Origin of the sequence: Myxococcus sp. MxC21-1 (assembly GCF_032612255.1) — a bacterium.
GTDB classification, from domain to species: domain Bacteria; phylum Myxococcota; class Myxococcia; order Myxococcales; family Myxococcaceae; genus Myxococcus; species Myxococcus virescens.
On sequence record NZ_CP123278.1, the window covers coordinates 8,763,390 to 8,781,114 of the forward strand.

Consider the following 17,725-nt stretch of genomic DNA (forward strand, 5'->3'; position numbering starts at 1 on the left):
CGCGGCGAACTACCCGCCGATGCTGGCGCCCACGACCGCAATCACCGCGTAGACAGCGAAGAACAGACCACAGGAGAGCAGCGGTACCGCCAGGGCTGCCACCGCCGCGGTGCCCCAGCCCGTGCGGTGCAGGCTCCGGTACGCGTAGATGCGCAGCCCCAGGGCCCAGAAGGGCGCGCCATACATGCCACAGAAGGGAATCAGCCCCGTCATGTAGGGCGACAGCGACAGGGCATTGGCGCGCAGGGTGACCTCGAAGGGCTGACCGGTGCCCTCCATCCGGAACACGACGTGGTCCAGCGCGGAGTTGATGAGCGCGACGAGCATGCCCACGACGGGCACCAGCACCATCATCGCCCCGAACACCCCGACTCCGACCAGCCGGAACCCGCTCTGGGAGACGTTGTCGCCATCCATCATGTCACGCGGGATGGAGAAGAGGAGGGCCAGGTAGAAGAGCGCCGTGGTGAAGGAGGCGGCCAGGTTGGACAGCGCCACGAAGCCCAGGGAGCTGCCCACCGACCCCTCCGGCCGCGCGCACGCGAAGGTGGCCGCGGGACGCAGCATCACCGCCACACAGGTCTGCCAGTACGCCCGCAGGGTCCCCAGCTCATCGCGCCGGTCCCACGGCAGGGCATCCGCGGGCACGCGGTCATGACACGCGGCGCACAGGGGCTCGTCCCCGGGCCCCTTCCGCAGACACTGCGCGCACGCGAAGCTGCCGCACCGGCCACACGCATGCAGGCTGAGCAGCTCCGGGTGGACGGCACACACGGGGTCCGCGGAGCCTGGCGTGGCCTCCTGCAGAAGAGACGCGCCGCACCACGCGCAGCTTTGCGCACCTGGGACGGCGAAGGCCTGACAACGAGGACACGGGATGCGCATACGTGCCCTCATCCTCGCATGGGCGCCCGCCAGGAAGTCAGGGTGTCGGCATCACGTTTTCGCCCCACCCCACTCACGCTTAAGGGAGAGACCATGCACATGCCCGGGCTTGTCTCCCTCCTCCTGCTGTCCGCGCCCGTCCTGGCCGCCGAGCCCGCGACGCAGGACCAGGCGGCATTCGAAGCCGAACTCCAGCGCAACCTGGAGGCCTTCGAGCAGAACATGGACCGCAGCACGCCCATCCCCTGCGGCCGCCCGCCGATGCGCCCCGAGCGAATCAAGGGAGAGGACCTCCAGTTCGACCCTTCGCGACTCACCCGCATCAAGGCGACCACCTATCAGCTCAGGTGCACCATCCAGCTCGACGGGACGGCCACCGACTGCCTGATGCTCAAGCCCGGAGTGGGCCTGGACGCGAAGAACCGGGAGGCCATCAAGCAGTGGCGCTTCAAGCCGGCCCTCTACAAGGACAAGCCCATCGCGACGACCTGCATGCTGTCCGGCAAGCTGACGCCACGTCCGGAGAACTGAGCCGCCTCCGCCGGAGTCACGAGCTCCGGCGGTGACGCTCACTTCCCCGCGGGCACCAGCCCATGGTCATCCGGCACGGGGCCGCTGGCGCCCGGCACCTCGGGGACGGAGGGCGCCGGCGCGGCTTCCGGCCTGGGCGCCTCACGCGCCCGCTTCGCCTCACGCAGGGCCGCGGTGGCCGCCGCCTTCCGGCCCAGGGACTGCTCCCGCTTCGCCAACGCATCCCACAATTCGGGCGCATCCGGATGCAGCGCCACGCCCGCGCGCAGCAGGCCCGCCGCCACCGCGGTGGACTCCGCGTTGATGAGGCGCTTCAGGAAGTTCCGAGGCGCGAGCGCCAGTGTGCCCTGCGGCGTGGCCACGGCCTCGCGCAGATGCGGCAGCACGGCCTCCTCCGGGTTCGCCGCGAGCAACGCCTCGGCCAGGGCCCAGCGCGCATCCAGCCCCCGGGGCTGCAGTTCCACCGCCCGCTCCAACCAGCGCCGCCGCGCCGCGGGTTGCTTGCGCCAGGCGAAGCCCTCCGCGATGCGCAGCAACTCGTCTGAGTAATCCGGATGGAACCCCGGCGACGCGGTGACGGACTTGCGCAGCGCGGCCCAGCGCGCCTCCGGGTTCTTCTCCTCGTCCAGGCGCAGGCGCTGGAGCTCGGGCAACTGCGCGCGCTTCCAGCTCGCGGCCAGGCGGAGCACGTCCGCGCGCAGCGGCTCGCCGATGCGCGCCGCCTCTGGAACCTGCTTCGCGTCACAAGCGGCCAGATAATCCTCGAAGAACGCCAGCGGTCCTTCGACGGTGTAGTCCTTCAGCCGCGCCGCGCCGTGGACCTTCTCCAACGTGCGGGCCATGTGCGCCCCCACGCGGATGAAGAGGGCGCGCAGACGCGGGTCATGCCCGCTTCGGACGCGCTCCAGCGCCGCCCGGGTGTCCCGGCCAATCTCCTTCCGGTTCAGCATCGCGGACACTTGCGCGAAGGCGCCGGGCAGGTCCGTCTCCTCCGGCAGCACGCCCGGGCCTCGCGTGGCCCACTGGTGATAGGACAGCCCATAGCTGGCGACGCGGCTGAGCCCTTCGTGCACCACCGCGTCCACCGGGTCCGCCACGTAGGCATCGCGGCGGGTGTTGCCCTCCTCCAGCACCTGCTCCAGCAAGCGGATGGACAGCCGGCGCATGCGCCGCGCCTCGCCCTCCACGTTGGAGGCCAGGGCAATCACCGTGTCCTCGGCGGGGAGCATCATCAGCAGCGTGGTCGTCTCGGGCTGGCCGCCCGCGTGGGCCACCACGTAGTGGCCGCGCAGCGGATACGTCGCGAAGCCCATGCCGTAGTCGGTGAGGCGCCCGTCGACGGTGGACATGGACGTCTGCATGCGGCCCATCGTCTCGCGCGACACCAGGGTGTGCGACAGCACGGCGCGGCCGAAGCCCAGCATGTCCCCCACCGTGGCGCGGGTGCCACCACCGGCGAAGCGGCTGGACACGTCGAGGAAGCGCGACGGCTTCAGCGCCGCCCCCTGGATGCGGTAGCCCTTGGCCTGGTGCTCATCGCGCGTGGCGGTGATGTCCAGGTCCGCGTTCGGCATGCCCGCGGGCTTGAAGATGTGCTCGCGCAGGTAGTCGCGGTAGGACTGGCCGGAGGCCATCTCCACCGCCGCGCCCAGCAGGTTGTAGCCCCACGTCGTATACAGGTAGCGGGTGCGCGGCTCGAAGGCGAGCGGCTTGCCCGCGAAGGCGGCGATGGCCGCCTCCGTGCTCACCGCCTTCACGTTGCGGGTGGACGCCACCCCGTCATAGGTGGGCACGCCGCTCACGTGGCCCAGCAGGTCCCTCACCGTGACAGGCCACTGCTTGGCCGGATAGGCCGGCACCAGGGTGGAGATGTCCGCGTCCAGGCTCAGCTTCCCCCGCTCCACCAACTGCAGCACCGCCACCGCCGTGAAGGACTTGGTGACGGACGCCATGCGGTACGTGGTGCGCGGCGTCGCGGGCAGCTTGCGGCCCACGTCGCGAAGGCCATAGGCACACACCCAGCGCTCCGCGCCGCGTGTCACGCCCACGGACAGCCCCGCGACGGGCCCCTGTGACAGCTCGGCGCGGACGACCGCGTCCAGGGCGCCGCGCACTTCCTCGGAGAAGGCCCGAGGGGTCTGCTCGGCGTCGAGACTGGCGGGCTCACACACCATCCCCAGCGAGGCCCGAGGCGCCGCCAGGGACACGGGCCCCGCGAGCCCCAGGAGCACCGCGGCCCCATACCGCACGAACGCAAGTCTCATGGCGTCGCCTCCGCGCTGGGCTCGGACACCCCGGTGGGCGTGGCTCCCGCTCCCGAGGGCGTGGGCATCACCGCCGCGACCCCCGCGCGGGCGGCGGCGTCTCCACATAGGCGCGCAGCAGCGCGTCGGTGACCAGGTGCCCCAGCACGTCCAGCCCCGCGCCGCGCGGGTGCACCAGGTCGTCATGCATGTAGCCGGACGCATGGAAGCGCGCGAGCGCCCCTTTCCGCCCATGGCGGCGTAGAAGTCGAAGAAGGCACACCCTTCGGCGAGCGCGACCTCCCGCTCGGCGGCGTTGACCGCCTCCAGCGAGGGGCGCTGCGTCAGCGCCTGAGCCTTCGCGCCGGGCCCCTTCACCGCGTCCATGGGCCCCACCAGCAGACACGCGCTTCCGGGCGCCGCCTCCCGCGCGCGACGGAGCAGCGCCCGCAGGTCCGTGCGCAGCTTCTCCATGTCCAGGCGCTTCCATTCGATGCGCTTGGACTCGTTGCCCCCCAGGAAGAAGACGAGCAACTGGGGCGAACGCTCCGCGAGCTGGGACGTGAGCGTGGCGCCGTCGATGCGTGCATAGAGGCTCGCGTCCGACGAAGGCACACCCAGCGTGTCCAGGACGATGCCGGGCCGCGCGTGCTGCAACACCACGCCCTGCACCACCGCGCCCTGTCCCTCGGCCACCACGTCCAGCGTCTGTGCGTCCTCGGGCAGCTCGAAGTGGGTGGCGCGCGACAAGCCGCTTCCCGTGGGCTCGGTCCGCGCCAGCACCTTGCCGCCACTGGAGAGGCTGACCGCGCCCGCGCCGGCACGTCCAGCCACCACAGCGTTCCGCGCGGCTCGCCATCCAGCTTGAAGCGGCTGCGGGCCTTGGCGTTCGTGGCCACGTGATACACGCCGGTGATACCGAAAGCGTGCGGAGGCGCGCGCAGCTCGCCCAGGGTGCGCGGCTGCCACCCACTGCTGCTGGCGCTGGTGCGGCCTCGCCCGCCGTAGGGCGCCATGCGGTCCACGAGCAACACGCCCCGGCCCGCGCTTCCGAACGCCGTGGCCGGTCGTCGCGCAGGACGTCCACGATGCGGTCCCCGCAATCAGCGAGTTGCCAAAGGCCTCGATGACGACGGGACGGGTGGCGGTGCCCGCGGCCAACGCATCCAGCGACGCGAAGAAGGGCGCCAGCGCCGTGCGCGCGCAGCCGTTCCCCAGGGGTGCCACGCAGGGGTCTTCCACCTTCGAACCGGGCGCGCCCAGCTTCTCGGCCAGGGCCTGGACCTCGGCGGTCCGTTCGGGACGCACAGGCATCCGCCGGCGGACCTCTGGCGCGGGGGACGGTCGCGGCGGTTCAGCGGGGCGCGCGACCGGTGCCTCTGGCGCGGAAGCAGGGGTGTGGCGGCGCGAGGCGAGGACCCGATGTCACAGGCGGTCAACAGGCCACCGAGCAGGACCGGGAACCAGGTCCGCCGGCCGCTCCGCCCGACTTCCGAATGCGTCATGTAGTCGGCAGCGTAGACGAAAGCCCCTGCGTGCGCATGTTCCCGGCCAGCGTCTCCCCGCCTGCTGGAGGAGCAGCCCCAGCGCCCACGCTCCGCGGTCCTGGCAGCGGCGGAGTGGATGCCTGTGAGTCAACGGAAGTTGCGGGAGAAACAGCCCGGCGCAAATGCAAGGTCAAGCCCCGAACATCCTCCCTTCACTTGCGACCGAGATACCCCAAATTATCCGCTCCCTCTTATGGAGAAACGGAACAACAGGGTCGCGAACTGGACGCGGTTGCACCGCCGGTTTGGCGACCACGTGCGCAAGCTTCGGACGACCCGGGAGCTCACGCAGGAAGCGCTCGCGGAACGCAGCGACCTGTCCGTGGACGCCATCCGCCGGATTGAGCGCGGTTCGTTTTCTCCGTCCCTGGACACCCTGGGCAAGCTCTCCAAGGGGCTCGACGTCTCCTTGAAGACGCTCTTCCAGGGCTTCGAGCGCGAGCGCTCCAACGCCGTGGCGGAGATCTGCGACTTCCTGTCCCTGCGCTCGGGCCGCGAGGTCGAGCTCGCCTGGCGCGTCATCCAGGCCATGTTCGAGGAGCGCTGAGCCTCACAGGGGTTCCCAGGGGGTCAGGACACGCCCATCGGTCCTGACCCTCCGGGGTCCGCCAGCCAGACCCCGGGGACTTTTGAGAGCGCGCCAACCCCGATGGTAGCGTGCGGCGTCTCATGACCCCGCTGATGAATCGAGTCGCGAGCCTGCTGTGGACCCTGACGGTCCTCGTGGTGGTGGGCGGCGTCGGTATGTGGGCCTACCGGCATTCGTCGCTGGGCGCCGCCACGCTCCTCCAGGAAGGCGGACGCTACCTCCAGGCCGTGCTGTCACCGCTGCTCGCGGGCAGCGTGGCCCTGGCGTTCGGTCTGAGCTACGCCTCCGGCGTGGTGGCTCGCCGCGCACGGCACCACGCCCCCCGGCCCAAGCCTCTGCCCAAGGGCCCCAGCATCTCCCCGCTCGAGGTGCTCACCCATGACACGGCCACCGCCGTCAGGACGCTGCTCAAGGACCTGGGCCAGCGGCTGGGCCGCATCGCCGCGAAGCCGGATCCAGACATCATCGCCTTCATGGGCCAGTTGATGGATGGCGCCATCCGCCTGGGCGCCAGCGACATCCACATCCATCCGCTGGAAGCAGGCACGCGCATCGCGTTCCGCCTGCACGGCGTGCTGGAGGAAGTGCTCTCCTTCCCGCGCGAGCACCACTCGCGGCTCATCAACCGCGTCAAGGTCCTGGCGAAGCTGGCGCTGTACGACCTGGACAAGCCCCAGGACGGGCACTTCCCGTGGACCACGGACGACGGACCCGCGGACATCCGCGTGTCCATCCTCCCCACCAACCACGGCCCCGCGGTGGCGCTGCGCATCGCCCGCACCGGCGTGCGGCTGCCCCAATTGCCGGCGCTCGGCTTCCCTGACGTGTTGCTCGCGAAGTACCAGGAGCTGCTCGCGCTGCCGCAGGGCCTCATCCTGGTGGCGGGCGCCACCGGCAGCGGCAAGACGACGTCGCTGTATGCCTCGCTGGGCCACATCCAGCAGTCGCGCGGCGAGCTCACGCGAATCGCCACCATCGAAGACCCCATCGAGTTCGACGTCCCCCTCTTCGCGCAGACGCAGGTCAACGCCGCGCAGGGCTTCACCTTCGCGCAGGGCCTGCGCGCGGTGCTGCGGCAGGACCCCAACGTCATCATGGTGGGTGAGATTCGCGACTCGGAGACGGCGCGCACGGCCATCCAGGCGGGCCTCAGCGGCCACCTGCTGCTCAGCACCATCCACGCCAACTCCGCCGCGGGCGCGTTCAACCGCTTCATCGACATGGGCGTGGAGCCCTTCCTGCTCGCCTCCGCGACGGTCGCCACCCTCTCGCAGCGACTGGTGCGCAGCCTCTGCCCCCACTGCCGCGCGCCCCTGCCCCTGACGCCCGAGGAGGCGGTGCGGCTGGATGCCGCCGGAATCCGGCGCGGGAACTTCTTCGGCCCCGTGGGGTGTGAACGCTGCGAGGGCAGCGGCTACCTGGGCCGCACCGCCCTCTACGAAATGCTCGTGGTCTCCCAGGGCATCCGCGACGCCATCAACGCCAAGGTGCCCAGCTCCCGCATCCAGGAGCTCGCGGTCCAGGAGGGCATGGTGCCCCTGCTGGCCGCGGGCGTCGAACGCGCTCGCACGGGCGACACGTCGCTGCGTGAAGTGTTCCGCGTCGTTGGCGGCTGAGCCCTCTCTCCAGGAAGCGACCTCACGTGAACACCCCTCCCTTTCCCCGCGGCCCCGTCACGGATGCGTCATCCGACCCCGATGCCTGGTCCCAGTCGCTGATGGGACGCACCGAGGAGCTGGCCCACCTCCAGGCGCAGACGCCCCAGGAGGCCGAGCCCGCCGAGTCACCCGCGCCCCAGGCCCAGCCCCGGAAGCGGACCTTCCAGGCGCCGCCACCGCCGCCGCCGCCCAGCCCGCTGGCCGCCGTCCTCAAGCTCTGCGGCGCGGCCGCGGGCCTGCTGGCCGCGAGCCTCCTCGTGCTCCCCGCGCTCCGGCACGTCGGAGCGCCCCCGTCACCCCGGAGGAGGTGGGCGCCGCCCGCCCCGAGACGACGCTGGCCCCGAGCTTCGACCCACCCTCGGAGGTCCGCGAGGGAGAGGTCCGTGAGCAGCGCGCGTTCATGGAAGGCGCCAGCCTGCTCATGGTCGACTCCGCTCCGTCGGGCGCGACAGTCTCTGTGAACGGTCGAACCGAAGGCACCACGCCGCTGTCAGTGACGCTGGAGTGCGTGACAGACGCGCCGGTTACGGTGAAGCTCACGCGCCGAGGCTTCAGCTCCCTGGAACACACGCTCCCATGCCGTCACGACACCATGACCCAGCTCTTCGGAAGGCTGCGCAAGGGGAAGAGCAGCGCGAAGCCGTGAGCGCCGCGTCCCCTACCGTGCTCGTCGTGGACGACGACGCCGACATCCGAGAGGCCGTCCAGGACATCCTGTCCTTCGAAGGCTACGCCGTGGCCCAGGCCGCCAACGGCCAGGAGGCCCTGGAGCTGCTGACCGGGCCCCACGCGGTGCGGCCGTGCCTCATCCTGTTGGACCTGATGATGCCCGTCATGGACGGCGAGGAGTTCGTCGGCCGGATTCAGCAGGAGCAGCGCCTGGCGGAGCTGCCCATCATCCTCGTCACGGCGAGCGGCCTCGCCCACCTGCCCGGTGTCCGCGCCATCCTCAAGAAACCCTTCGACATGGACGCGCTCCTGAGCACGGTGGGCGAACACCGCCACTGACGGACGTCCCCTTCAGGAGCGCCGCTCTCCCATCAACATCGCGGCCACCTGCGGGTCCAACTGGAAGGACTCGAAGAAGCGGTCCGCGTCCTGGGGCGGCTTGCCCTCCGGGTGTAGCAACAACTGCTGGTAGAGCCGGGGCCCCACCAGGAAGAAGCGTCCGCGCAGGTGGCGTGGGCCGGACACGCCCTCCACCTCCCAGCCCGGGAAGCCACTCAGCACCAGCGGCCGCGCGGACAGCCCGGTGGCGCCCAGCGCCTCCAGCGCCCCGTGGCTGGCACGGGCCACCACGTCACGCGGGTCCGCCTGGGACACCGCGGCCGCGGGGAAGTCCGTGTAGGAGACGTAGTAGGCGGTATCCACCTCCGGCCGCACGGCGACGAAGGTGTGGAGTGTCACCGCGCCGACATCCGTCTCCTGCGAACGGCGCTCCTCGCTCACCGGCCCGGGAATCGCGACGGAGAAGCCCCCTTCCGTGGACCGGACGACAGGCTCGGCGGCCCGCGGGGCTTCGGGCTTCGCGGCGGCGGTCGGTGCCTGCTGGCGGGAGGCACACGCCCCCAGCCCTCCCAAGGCCAGGAGGGCGGCGAGCGGCGCGGCGCGGCGCGGGGTCTTCATAAGGGCAGGCGACTCCTGAAGGTTGGACCCCGAAGGTACGTCGGGCCTTGCGGGAACGCATCCGCCGTCTACACGCGGACGCGCGCCATGCGACGCTTCGCGCCAACCCGGGGGCAGCCCCTTAGTGCAGGGTGTCCTCGGGGGACGTCAGCCCCGCGTCTTCTTCGACATGCCGGGCGGCCTCGGTGGCCACGGCCAGCCGCACGCAGAAGACGGAGCCATGGCCGGGCTGGCTCGTCACGTCGATGCTGCCCCCATGCCCCTCGACGATGCGCCGGGCCACCGACAGGCCCAGGCCCACGCCCGGAGCGCGCTGACGGGCGTTGCCGGTGCGCTGGAAGGGCGCGAAGAGCAGGCGCATCTCCTCCTCGGAAATGCCGATGCCCTGGTCCGTCACGCAAAGGACAGCCGTGTCCTGTTCGCGGCGCACGGACACCTCCACGGTGCTGCCCGCCGGCGAGTACTTCAGCGCGTTGCTGATGAGGTTGTGGAGCACCTGCTCCAGCCGGGCCGGGTCCGCGCGAACCGGCACGGACACGTCCGGCAGGCTGAGACGGAGGCCATGGCCGGTGTCGCCGGAGCGGTAGAGCTCCACCACCTCGCGGGCCAGCTCACGCGCGTCCCGCACCTCCGGGCGCAGCTCCAACCTGCCGGCTTCGATGCGGGTGGCGTCGAGCAGGTCGCCCACCATGCGGTCCAGTCGCTCCACCTGCCGCCCTACCAGGGCCAGGGTGCGGTCCATGCGCTCGGGCGTGAGCTGGGCGCGGCTGCGGTCCGACAGGGCTGTGGACAACTTGAGGGCGGACAGCGGATTGCGCAGCTCGTGCGCCACGCCCGCGAGGAACGCGAGCTGCTGCTCCTGCTGGTGGGCCAGGCTGTTGGCCATCTCGTTGAACGTGCGCGCCATGTCCCGCAGCTCGGTGGGCCCGGCCTCCGGGGCCCGGGCGCGCCTGCGGCCCGCGCCGAAGCGGCGCATGGACTGGCTGATGTCCCGCAGCGGCTGGAGCGCCACGCGCCGCAGCAGCACGCTTACGACGAGCACGCCCAACAGCAGCAAGCCGCAGAGCACCACGCCCACGGAGTCCGCCATGTTGTTCCACCGCTCCGCTTCCGAGCGGGCCACGCGCGCGCGCTCCACGTTGATGGAGCTGACCTGCTCCAGGCCACTCAACGCGGCGTCCAGCGCCGGGCCCGCCTCCTGCTCCGCGCGCACCGGGTCCCACTGGGCGGAGAAGTAGACGTCCACGTCCTCGCGGACAGCGTCGAGCCGCTGACGCTCCGCCTCCGTCGAGGCGATGCGCCGCAGCTCCCCCATCTGCCGGTACAGCGAGGCCTCCAGCTCGAACCGCGACAGCCCGCCCGGGCTACGGGGCACCTTGACGGGGCCTTCCCGGACCATCCGGTCGTGCGCCAGCAGCCCCACCTCCAGCTCCTCGGACACCCGGATGCCCCCGAAGGCGACCCCCAGGGTCGCGGCCGAACGGTCGAGCACGCTCGTCAGGACGATGAGCAGGGTGGCGGCCGCCAACGTCACCAACGTCAGCACCCCCATGGTGGCGGCGAGCCAGGAGCGCAGGCTCATGGAGCCGCCCCGGGCGGAACGAGGGCCATCTGGAACACGGGGCAGACCCGAAGAGACCTTCACGCACGCTCCTCACGGGGTTCCCAGACACGAGGGCCACCCCCATTGCTGAGAGGAGCAACACCGCCAATGCCCACGGGATTCGCGGACCGGACAGCAAGCGGACACGCCTGACCCGTTCCCTGAAAGGGGACATCACCGGATGGCGCCAGCCGTGCTAGGGAGGGGCGATACGTGGCCGGCAAGCGCCCTGGCCGACGAGCGAGAGGTCTCCATGGACATCATCTCCCAGCCGGTACGCACCTTGAAATTCGATGGTTTCTGGCGCTGGCTCCAGGAGCACACGCACTGCATCCTGCGGTGCGGCTCCGTGGACGCCATGCTGTATGACCACGACGACTTCCACTGGGCCCTCCTGGAAGAGGAGCGCCAGCACATCGTGCAGGTCCTCAAGGGCAAGGTGCTGGTGGGCGAGCTGGTCATCCCCGGCCGCGAGGTGACGGAGGTGAACATCGCCCCCGACCCGGACACGGGCCCCCAGGGCCACTTCCTGGTGGAGCTCATGGGCGGGCCCAAGGAAGACCCGCAGGCGCTCTACCACTTCATCATGGCGCACGGCATCGACCCGGCGCCGGGGCACAAGGACCTCAAGCACTGAGGACGGTGCGCTCGATGAGCGTCACCGCGTCGTCCGTCCCGTTGACGTAGGGCCTCGTGCTCCGAGCCGGTCGGGCACGAGCGAGCCCGGCGGCGCGCGCCACCAGCGCCTCCACGGAGCCCGCCCGCTCCTCGGGGCGCAGCCGCAGGGCCTGCCTGTCGTAGAGCCGGGGCCGCGCGAGCGCCACGAAGGGCGTCCCGGTGACGCGGGCCTCCTGCACGGTGTTGTACCCTCCCGCGCCGACGAGCACGTCCACGCCGGGGAGCACCGCCAGCGCGGGCCACGTGGGCATGCGCAGGGTCAGGCCCTCCTCCTGGGAAGCCCCTGCCCGGCCGCCCTGCTTCGCGCGCGGCGCGGGCACATCCATCGCCGCTCCGGGTGGCACCAGCCACCGGACCACGGCCTCTGGCCCCAGCATCGCGTCCAGCCGGGCGGCGATGTGCCCCGCCTCCCCCACCTCCTCGGGGGTGCCACAGCCCATCACCGCCACCAGGGCGCGCGGGTCCTCCGCGGGCACGCCCAGCCGCGCGCGGGCCTTGTCGCGGGGCAGCAGCTCGCTGGCACGCAGGAGCAGCCAGGGCGCGGTCCTCACGGCGCGAGGATGGTTCGCGAAGGGCGCGGCCTCACCCGGGACGAGCAGCAGGTCGAACGCGTCCACCGCCCGCGCCAGGCCGTACTGCTTCACGTACGTGGGGTTCACGTCGCGGTGAATCAGCACCTTGCGCGCGCGCACGGAGGGCAGCAGCGGCGCCAGCTCGCCACCGAGCCCCCGGGGAAAGGTGTCCACGACGAACAGGTCCGGGCGCACGTCCGCCAGGCACTGCTCCACCACTTCGCCCACGGCCTCGCGCCCCAGCGCGGGATTGAGCCGGAACACCTCGACACCGGCGCCCAGCACGTCCTCCAGTGGGAGCCCGCTCGCGAACGGGCTGTTGGTGAGCAGGACGACGGCGTGCCCTCGGCGCGAGGCCGCACGAGCCAACGCGGAGGCGCGGGTCAGATGCCCCATGCCGCCTCCCAGCGCATAGACGAGCCAGCGGCCAGCCATCAGCTCCCGCCCATGTCCTCCTCGAAGGAGGCGTCGTCCTCGTGGCGGAGGCTCTCGCCGTCAGCCTCGGTGAAATCGTTGGCGTCGTGGGCCCTGCCGCTCCCCGACGAGGCGGAGGCGCCGTAGTACCCGTAGTCGTCGTAGTAGTAGCTCGGGTGGTCCTCGTCCACGCCGCTCCGGTCGCCCGTGTAGTCCTCGTGTTGCCGCGCGCACGTCGCGCAGAGCATCTCCGCGCCCACGGACGTCACGTGCTGCTCACACAGCGGCATCGCGCACTGCATGCACGTCATGGCAGCGGGGCTCCCGCAGCCATGGGAGAACAGGAAGCCCACGTTCTCCTGGCAGACCAATCCACTCATGGCTGGGCCAGCTCCTGGGACGGCGGCGCCTGGAGGTGGAAGAGCAGCGCCATGCGCAGCGGCAGCTCCAGCGCCTCGAAAGCGAGACACGCGGCGGCCTCCGCCGCCAGCAGCGACTTGGTGGCGAGCAACGTGCGCCCCTGCGCATCACGCAGGGAGACCTTGCCCTCGCGCACCTTCACGCGGGCCACGTCCGCGCCCGCGCCGTCCTGGATGCGAGCACCGTCGTCCTCCGGCCACACGGAGTACAGGAGCGTGCCCTTCATGTCGTTGAGGCGCCAGCCCGGCCCCTGCCGCGCGAGCGTGAACAGCACCTGCCGCTGCTCACCGTCCCGCACGGTGAGCGCCCCGCCCGCGGAGCCGACGACATACCCCAGCGCCACATCATCCGGGCCGGAGACCTTCAGCGCCGCGCCCTTCCACTTGTAACGCGCCAGCTCGCGCTCCTCGCCATCCACCAGCTTGGCGCCGTCATCCTTCGGCTTGAGGAGAAGCGCTCGCGGTCGGCGTCGTCCTTGAACTTGAGCTTGCCCTCGAGGCCCTTCACGTCCGCGGCGGCGACGGGGGCGCTGGCGGCCTCCTGAGCGCGAACGGCTCGCGGCGCCTCGGCGTCACCGGGCTTGGAGCACCCGGCGGCGCCCGTGAGCGCGACCAGGGAACAACAGAGAAGGAACCGGCCCATGCCCATCATCACGAAGCCTTCGCCTGCTGACGCAGTTGTCTGGAGTAGTTGAGGACCTGGTAGAGGCTCAGCAGCATCATCACCACCGTCTTCGGCGCATCCACCGCGTCCCCCTGCACGTTGGGCCCGGCATCCCAGTCCTTCTCCACGAGGGTGCGCAGGAACATCCGGTCCTCGCCCAACTGGAGCTTGTCCACGGCGACGTCCTCCGGCAGGCGCATCGCCTGACGGGCCTCCGGCTCCAGCAGCGCCAGGTCCTGATGACGCGCCGCCTTCACGCGCAATTGGACATGGAGAAACGCCCAGCTGTCCTGCCGGTGCTTCGTCTTGTACTTGCCGCTGGCGCTGCGCCGGGTGCGCGACCGCTTCATGAGCCGCTGCACCATGGCGATGCGCAGGTGCGTGCCGTCCAGCAGCCGCGTCTGGAGGGAGAACCACGGGTCGCTGAAGTTCTCCGCATTCCAGCCGCTGGGCGTGGTGTGCTTGCCGAGCAGCTTCTCCGAGCTGTCCGCGGGCGTGAAGTCGAGCTCCAGCCTCACCGACGCATCAGGGCCGATGTCACGGCGCAGCCGATGGATGACCTGAGAGGCCAGCGTGTACCGCCGGTTCTCCAGGTCCAGGCGCCGGAAGCGAAGGTACACGACGAAGCACCCCACGGTCCCCGCGAGCAGCACGAGGCCCGGCCACAGGGTGAGCCGCTGTGCGAGTGCGTCCTCGAGCCCCTCATCCAGCGTCATCCGGTAGATGAAGATGGCGACGGTGGCGGCCAGAGACACCCAGGCCGACTGCCGCCACTTCCGCCGCGACTGCTCCACATCCATGTCCAGGAGGCGCAGCCGCTCGAGGTCTTCTTGCAACTCCCTGATGGGGCCGCTGCATCTGTAGACGCGTTCCTCGCGGAAGCGGTCGATGTTGAATGCCACGGTGAGTCGCGCCCCCTCGGCGGAACGAAAGAAAGGGAAGCGTAAGGGCCCGTGCCGTAGGGGTCAAACCCTCCTGTTTGCCGGCCCGGCCGAGCCGCGATAGCAACGCGAGTGTGTCTCCCCCTCCCGGCACCGGCATCGTCTACGCGTCGTTCGACCGCTTTCCTTCGCCCAAGGGCGCCGCGGTGCACATCCGGGCCTTCGTGGAGTCACTGGGCGCGGCCTTTGGCCGGGTCGACCTGGTCGCGATCCGGGACAACCCCACCGCGCCCACCGGGCCGCTCGCGCTGGCGGAGGGCGTGACGTACCACCCGCTGGAATCACGCGGGAAGGACCTGATGGCCCAGGCCCTGTCATTCCGCTCGCACCTGGCGGCATGGTGGCGCGAAAGGCCGCGAGCCTCCGTCGTACACGTGCGCTCCATCTTCGAGGGCTACCCCGTCGCCTGCCGGAAGGAGGCGCTGACGGACGCGCTCGTCTTCGAGGTGAACGGCCTGCCCTCCATCGAGCTGAAGTATCACTACCCGGACGTGGCGGATGACGCGGAGCTCTTGCGCAAGCTGGTGGCGCAGGAGGACATCTGTCTCTCGCGCGCGGACCTGGTGGTGACCCCGAGCACGGTGACGGCGGAGTACCTCGTGACGACCCGGGGCGTGGACGCCTCGCGGGTGCGGGTGATTCCGAACGGCGCCGACCTGGAGGTGTTCCGGTACGCGCCGCCGCGCCCTCTGGAGCCCGGGCGTCCCGTGCGGATGCTGTACAGCGGGACGATGACGTCCTGGCAGGGCGTGCACCATGCCATCGAGGCCTGCCGGTTGCTGCGGCGGGACATGCCCACGGTGCTGACGCTGGTGGGCCCGCTGCGCCGGCACACACGACGGGCGCTGATGGACCGGTGCGGTGACCTGCTGCTGGAGGGCACAGTGGAGTTGCTGGAGCCCCTGCCCCAGGCGGAGCTGGCGGCGCTGCACCATGCCTGCGACGTGGTGCTGGTGCCCCTGCCCTTCAACGACCGCAACTGCGTGCAGGGCTGCTGTCCGCTGAAGCTGCTGGAGGCCATGGCCACCGGGACGCCCGTGGTGGCCAGCAACCTCCCCGTGGTGAGCACCCTGGCCGCGCCGGACGAGGTGATGCTGATACGGCCGGGCTCCGCGAAGGCGATTGCTGAAGCGGTGAAGGCCCTGCGGGCGGACCCCACCCTGGGCCCAGCGCTGAGCGCGAAGGCACGGGCGCGAGTGGAGCGCGACTTCCCATGGAGCCGCGCGGGCGAAGCCCTGGTGAGCGCCTATGAGGAGCGGCTCGGGATGGCGCGGGCCAGCACGCGACGGAGCACCTCTGCCTCCGCGTGCGCCTGAAAGCGCTCCTCGATGCGCTGACGGGCGGCGGCGCCCATCGCGGCGCGCTGTTCGAGCGGCAGGGAGAGGACGTCCAGGCACGCCTGCCCCAGGTGATTGAGCAGGGCCTTGGAGATGATGAAGCCGTTGCGTCCGGCGTCCACGGCCTCGGGGATGCCGCCAGCGTCGCTGGCGATGACGGGCCGGGCACAGGCCATGGCCTCCAGCAAGGCGTTGGGCATGCCTTCCCACAACGATGGCTGGAGGTAGACGTCACACAGGCGCAGGTGCGCGGCGATGGCCTCCGGTGCGTCCAGCGGCCCGGAGATGAGGATGCGCGCGGCGTCCTCGGGATGCTCGGCGCGGAAGGCGACCAGGTGCTCGGCGTCGCGCGGCCGCACCTCGCCGATGACGAGCAGGCACGCAGGCCGGACGCGGCGCACCTCGGTGAGGGCGGAGAGCAGGAAGGGCAGCCCCTTCTTGTGCCGGAGCTCACCGGAGAAGCCGAGCACGGCTTCGTCTGGGGCGATGCCCAACCGCGCCCGGAGCGCCGGGTCCGCGGGACCGGGGGAGAAGATGCCGGTGTCGACGGCGTTGGGGATGACCTCCACGGTTTCGTCCCGTCCCAGGAGCATGCACATCTTCCGGCCCAGGTCCGCGGAGGCCGCGGTGAGGACGCGGGCACGTTGCAGCGTCCACAGCAGGCGCGCGAAGTCGCCCGGGGGGAACATGAGCTGGTCCACGTCATTGCCCCGGGCGCTGACGGTGGAGGCAATGCCCACGGACTCGGCGAAGGCGACGGCGAGGAACCCGGGCGGAGACAGGTAGTGCCCCCACACCAGGTCATAGCGTTGCTTCGCGTGCAGGTAGCCGAGCACGTCGAGCGTGTGCTGCATGGACAGGTCCGTGCTGCCGAACAACCCCAGCCGGTGGAGCGTCACACCCCGCGCGAAGGGTGAGACGTCCCCGGCGTCCTCCACCGTCTGGAGCGCGCCTGGCGCCGCCGTGCGCGTCCAGGCCAGCACGTCCACCCGGGCGCCCAGCTTCACCAGCGAGCCCGCGGTGCGCGCGCCACTGCGGGCCAGGCCGCCGATGTCGGGAGGAAAGCGTTCAGCGATGAGGAGGACGCGCGGGCTGTCAGACATGGCCGCGCAACGCTACCTCCATCACGCGCCATCGCCACCCGCAACCTGGGCCTGGAGCCGGTGTCTTGCGTGAGACGCCCAGGAGCACGGCAACCGCCCCCTGGGCGTGCTCCCTCACTGCCCGAAGCCCCCCAGCGCCGTCCGGCTGAAGCTCGCGGCCCCCTGACTCACCCGCGCGGCGGACTGGCTGAACACCTGGAACGCCGCGCGAATCTCCTGCGCGCTCTGCCCTGGCGTGAGAATCCACTTGTCGTCGATGCCCATCTCGCGGAACACGCGCCGGAAGTCCGTGCTCCCATCGTTGATGCCCATCGCCGCGACGATGTGATTCTCCGCGCGCTTCAGGTCATTCACCAGCGCCGCCACGTCCTTTGCCTTCGCCGACGTCGAGTGCTGGTCCGAGCCATCCGTAATCAACAGTGTCACTGTCCGCACCGGCACGCCGTTGGCGCTGAACTCCTGCGCCTTCGCCAGCACCGTGCCCAGCAGCACCACCGACTGGTCGTACAGCGGCGTGCCATGGTCCGCCCGGTAGTTCTTGCCATGCATCCGCACCACGTCCTCCACCGGCCGGTACGGGTTCAGCACGAACCCGTTGAGGTAGCGCGTGTGGAAGAGGACGCCGTCCTTCTGCTTGCTCGCCAGCAGCGCGTCCAGCACCAGGTTGTGCCCGTCACACACCGTCTTCGAATGCCCGGAGTAGTCGATGCTCCCCGAGTCATCCGGCATCACCGTCACCAGCACCACCTCGCTGGACTGCACGTCCTCCACGCAGACGCCGAGCCCCGCCTGAATCTGCGCGCCCAGGTCCACCACCGTCAGCGCCTGCAATCCCGCCGGGCTCAGCACGCCCTCCGCATGCGCATCATCGAAGAGCTTCCGGATGCCACTGCCATTCGCCTTGCTGCTCATGTC

Annotated in this window: 18 protein-coding genes; 7 read left to right on the forward strand and 11 right to left on the reverse strand. The window is 70.9% G+C overall.

Annotated features, from left to right (window positions below):
- Nucleotides 1–9: 9 nt before the first annotated feature.
- Nucleotides 10–774: a YIP1 family protein gene (locus tag QEG98_RS39505; RefSeq protein WP_316565016.1), complete on the reverse strand. Its 765-nt coding sequence runs from the start codon at nucleotides 772–774 to the stop codon at nucleotides 10–12.
- Between the two features lie 210 nt (nucleotides 775–984).
- Here QEG98_RS39505 and QEG98_RS39510 point away from each other — a divergent pair, with 210 nt between their 5' ends.
- On the forward strand, nucleotides 985–1,416 hold the full coding sequence (locus QEG98_RS39510; protein ID WP_316565017.1) for a hypothetical protein: 432 nt from the start codon (nucleotides 985–987) through the stop codon (nucleotides 1,414–1,416).
- Nucleotides 1,417–1,454: 38 nt separating this feature from the next.
- Here the strand turns inward: QEG98_RS39510 and QEG98_RS39515 are convergent, their stop codons facing one another.
- Entirely contained in the window at nucleotides 1,455–4,493 is a 3,039-nt protein-coding gene (locus QEG98_RS39515) for a serine hydrolase (protein ID WP_316565018.1), read from the reverse strand.
- 969 nt (nucleotides 4,494–5,462) lie between these two features.
- Here QEG98_RS39515 and QEG98_RS39520 point away from each other — a divergent pair.
- From QEG98_RS39520 to QEG98_RS39535, 4 genes are all read left to right on the forward strand, one after another.
- The gene (locus QEG98_RS39520) at nucleotides 5,463–5,753 is read left to right on the forward strand and encodes a helix-turn-helix domain-containing protein (protein ID WP_316565019.1); all 291 of its coding nucleotides are present in this window, start codon (nucleotides 5,463–5,465) and stop codon (nucleotides 5,751–5,753) included.
- A 134-nt stretch (nucleotides 5,754–5,887) separates the two neighbouring features.
- Nucleotides 5,888–7,411, forward strand: coding sequence for a GspE/PulE family protein (locus tag QEG98_RS39525; RefSeq protein WP_316565020.1), 1,524 nt, complete (start codon nucleotides 5,888–5,890; stop codon nucleotides 7,409–7,411).
- A 349-nt stretch (nucleotides 7,412–7,760) separates the two neighbouring features.
- Complete coding sequence (locus QEG98_RS39530) at nucleotides 7,761–8,099, forward strand: PEGA domain-containing protein (protein WP_316565021.1); 339 nt, start codon at nucleotides 7,761–7,763, stop codon at nucleotides 8,097–8,099.
- Entirely contained in the window at nucleotides 8,096–8,461 is a 366-nt protein-coding gene (locus QEG98_RS39535; RefSeq protein ID WP_316565022.1) for a response regulator, read from the forward strand. Before QEG98_RS39530 ends, QEG98_RS39535 begins: the two co-directional genes overlap by 4 nt.
- Nucleotides 8,462–8,473: 12 nt before the next feature.
- On the opposite strand, the gene QEG98_RS39540 is transcribed toward QEG98_RS39535, so the two are convergent.
- Both QEG98_RS39540 and QEG98_RS39545 read right to left on the reverse strand, forming a co-directional pair.
- A complete protein-coding gene (locus QEG98_RS39540; protein ID WP_316565023.1) occupies nucleotides 8,474–9,079 on the reverse strand; it encodes a hypothetical protein in 606 nt (201 codons plus the stop codon).
- A 121-nt stretch (nucleotides 9,080–9,200) separates the two neighbouring features.
- Nucleotides 9,201–10,661: a HAMP domain-containing sensor histidine kinase gene (locus QEG98_RS39545; RefSeq protein ID WP_316565024.1), complete on the reverse strand. Its 1,461-nt coding sequence runs from the start codon at nucleotides 10,659–10,661 to the stop codon at nucleotides 9,201–9,203.
- Nucleotides 10,662–10,935: 274 nt separating this feature from the next.
- Between QEG98_RS39545 and QEG98_RS39550 the strand changes: the two genes are divergently transcribed.
- The gene (locus QEG98_RS39550; protein ID WP_316565025.1) at nucleotides 10,936–11,319 is read left to right on the forward strand and encodes a serine/threonine protein kinase; all 384 of its coding nucleotides are present in this window, start codon (nucleotides 10,936–10,938) and stop codon (nucleotides 11,317–11,319) included.
- Here the strand turns inward: QEG98_RS39550 and QEG98_RS39555 are convergent.
- Genes QEG98_RS39555 through QEG98_RS39575 form a run of 5 tightly spaced genes read right to left on the reverse strand, consistent with a single transcriptional unit; the run spans nucleotide 11,309 to nucleotide 14,331 of the window.
- Nucleotides 11,309–12,367, reverse strand: a complete 1,059-nt coding sequence (locus QEG98_RS39555; RefSeq protein WP_316565026.1) for a hypothetical protein — start codon at nucleotides 12,365–12,367, stop codon at nucleotides 11,309–11,311. The two genes, QEG98_RS39550 and QEG98_RS39555, sit on opposite strands and share 11 nt — an antisense overlap.
- On the reverse strand, nucleotides 12,367–12,726 hold the full coding sequence (locus QEG98_RS39560; RefSeq protein ID WP_316565027.1) for a hypothetical protein: 360 nt from the start codon (nucleotides 12,724–12,726) through the stop codon (nucleotides 12,367–12,369). Before QEG98_RS39560 ends, QEG98_RS39555 begins: the two co-directional genes overlap by 1 nt.
- Entirely contained in the window at nucleotides 12,723–13,184 is a 462-nt protein-coding gene (locus QEG98_RS39565; protein WP_316565028.1) for a hypothetical protein, read from the reverse strand. Before QEG98_RS39565 ends, QEG98_RS39560 begins: the two co-directional genes overlap by 4 nt.
- The gene (locus tag QEG98_RS39570; RefSeq protein WP_316565029.1) at nucleotides 13,130–13,408 is read right to left on the reverse strand and encodes a hypothetical protein; all 279 of its coding nucleotides are present in this window, start codon (nucleotides 13,406–13,408) and stop codon (nucleotides 13,130–13,132) included. Before QEG98_RS39570 ends, QEG98_RS39565 begins: the two co-directional genes overlap by 55 nt.
- A gap of 8 nt (nucleotides 13,409–13,416) precedes the next feature.
- Nucleotides 13,417–14,331 (reverse strand): hypothetical protein, encoded by a 915-nt coding sequence (locus QEG98_RS39575; RefSeq protein WP_316565030.1) that lies wholly within the window; start codon nucleotides 14,329–14,331, stop codon nucleotides 13,417–13,419.
- 113 nt (nucleotides 14,332–14,444) lie between these two features.
- Here QEG98_RS39575 and QEG98_RS39580 point away from each other — a divergent pair, with 113 nt between their 5' ends.
- Nucleotides 14,445–15,686: a glycosyltransferase family 4 protein gene (locus QEG98_RS39580; protein WP_316565031.1), complete on the forward strand. Its 1,242-nt coding sequence runs from the start codon at nucleotides 14,445–14,447 to the stop codon at nucleotides 15,684–15,686.
- Here the strand turns inward: QEG98_RS39580 and QEG98_RS39585 are convergent.
- Nucleotides 15,617–16,810, reverse strand: coding sequence for a glycosyltransferase (locus tag QEG98_RS39585; RefSeq protein WP_316565032.1), 1,194 nt, complete (start codon nucleotides 16,808–16,810; stop codon nucleotides 15,617–15,619). The two genes, QEG98_RS39580 and QEG98_RS39585, sit on opposite strands and share 70 nt — an antisense overlap.
- A gap of 114 nt (nucleotides 16,811–16,924) precedes the next feature.
- Nucleotides 16,925–17,722, reverse strand: a complete 798-nt coding sequence (locus QEG98_RS39590) for a hypothetical protein (protein WP_316565033.1) — start codon at nucleotides 17,720–17,722, stop codon at nucleotides 16,925–16,927.
- Nucleotides 17,723–17,725 lie beyond the last annotated feature (3 nt).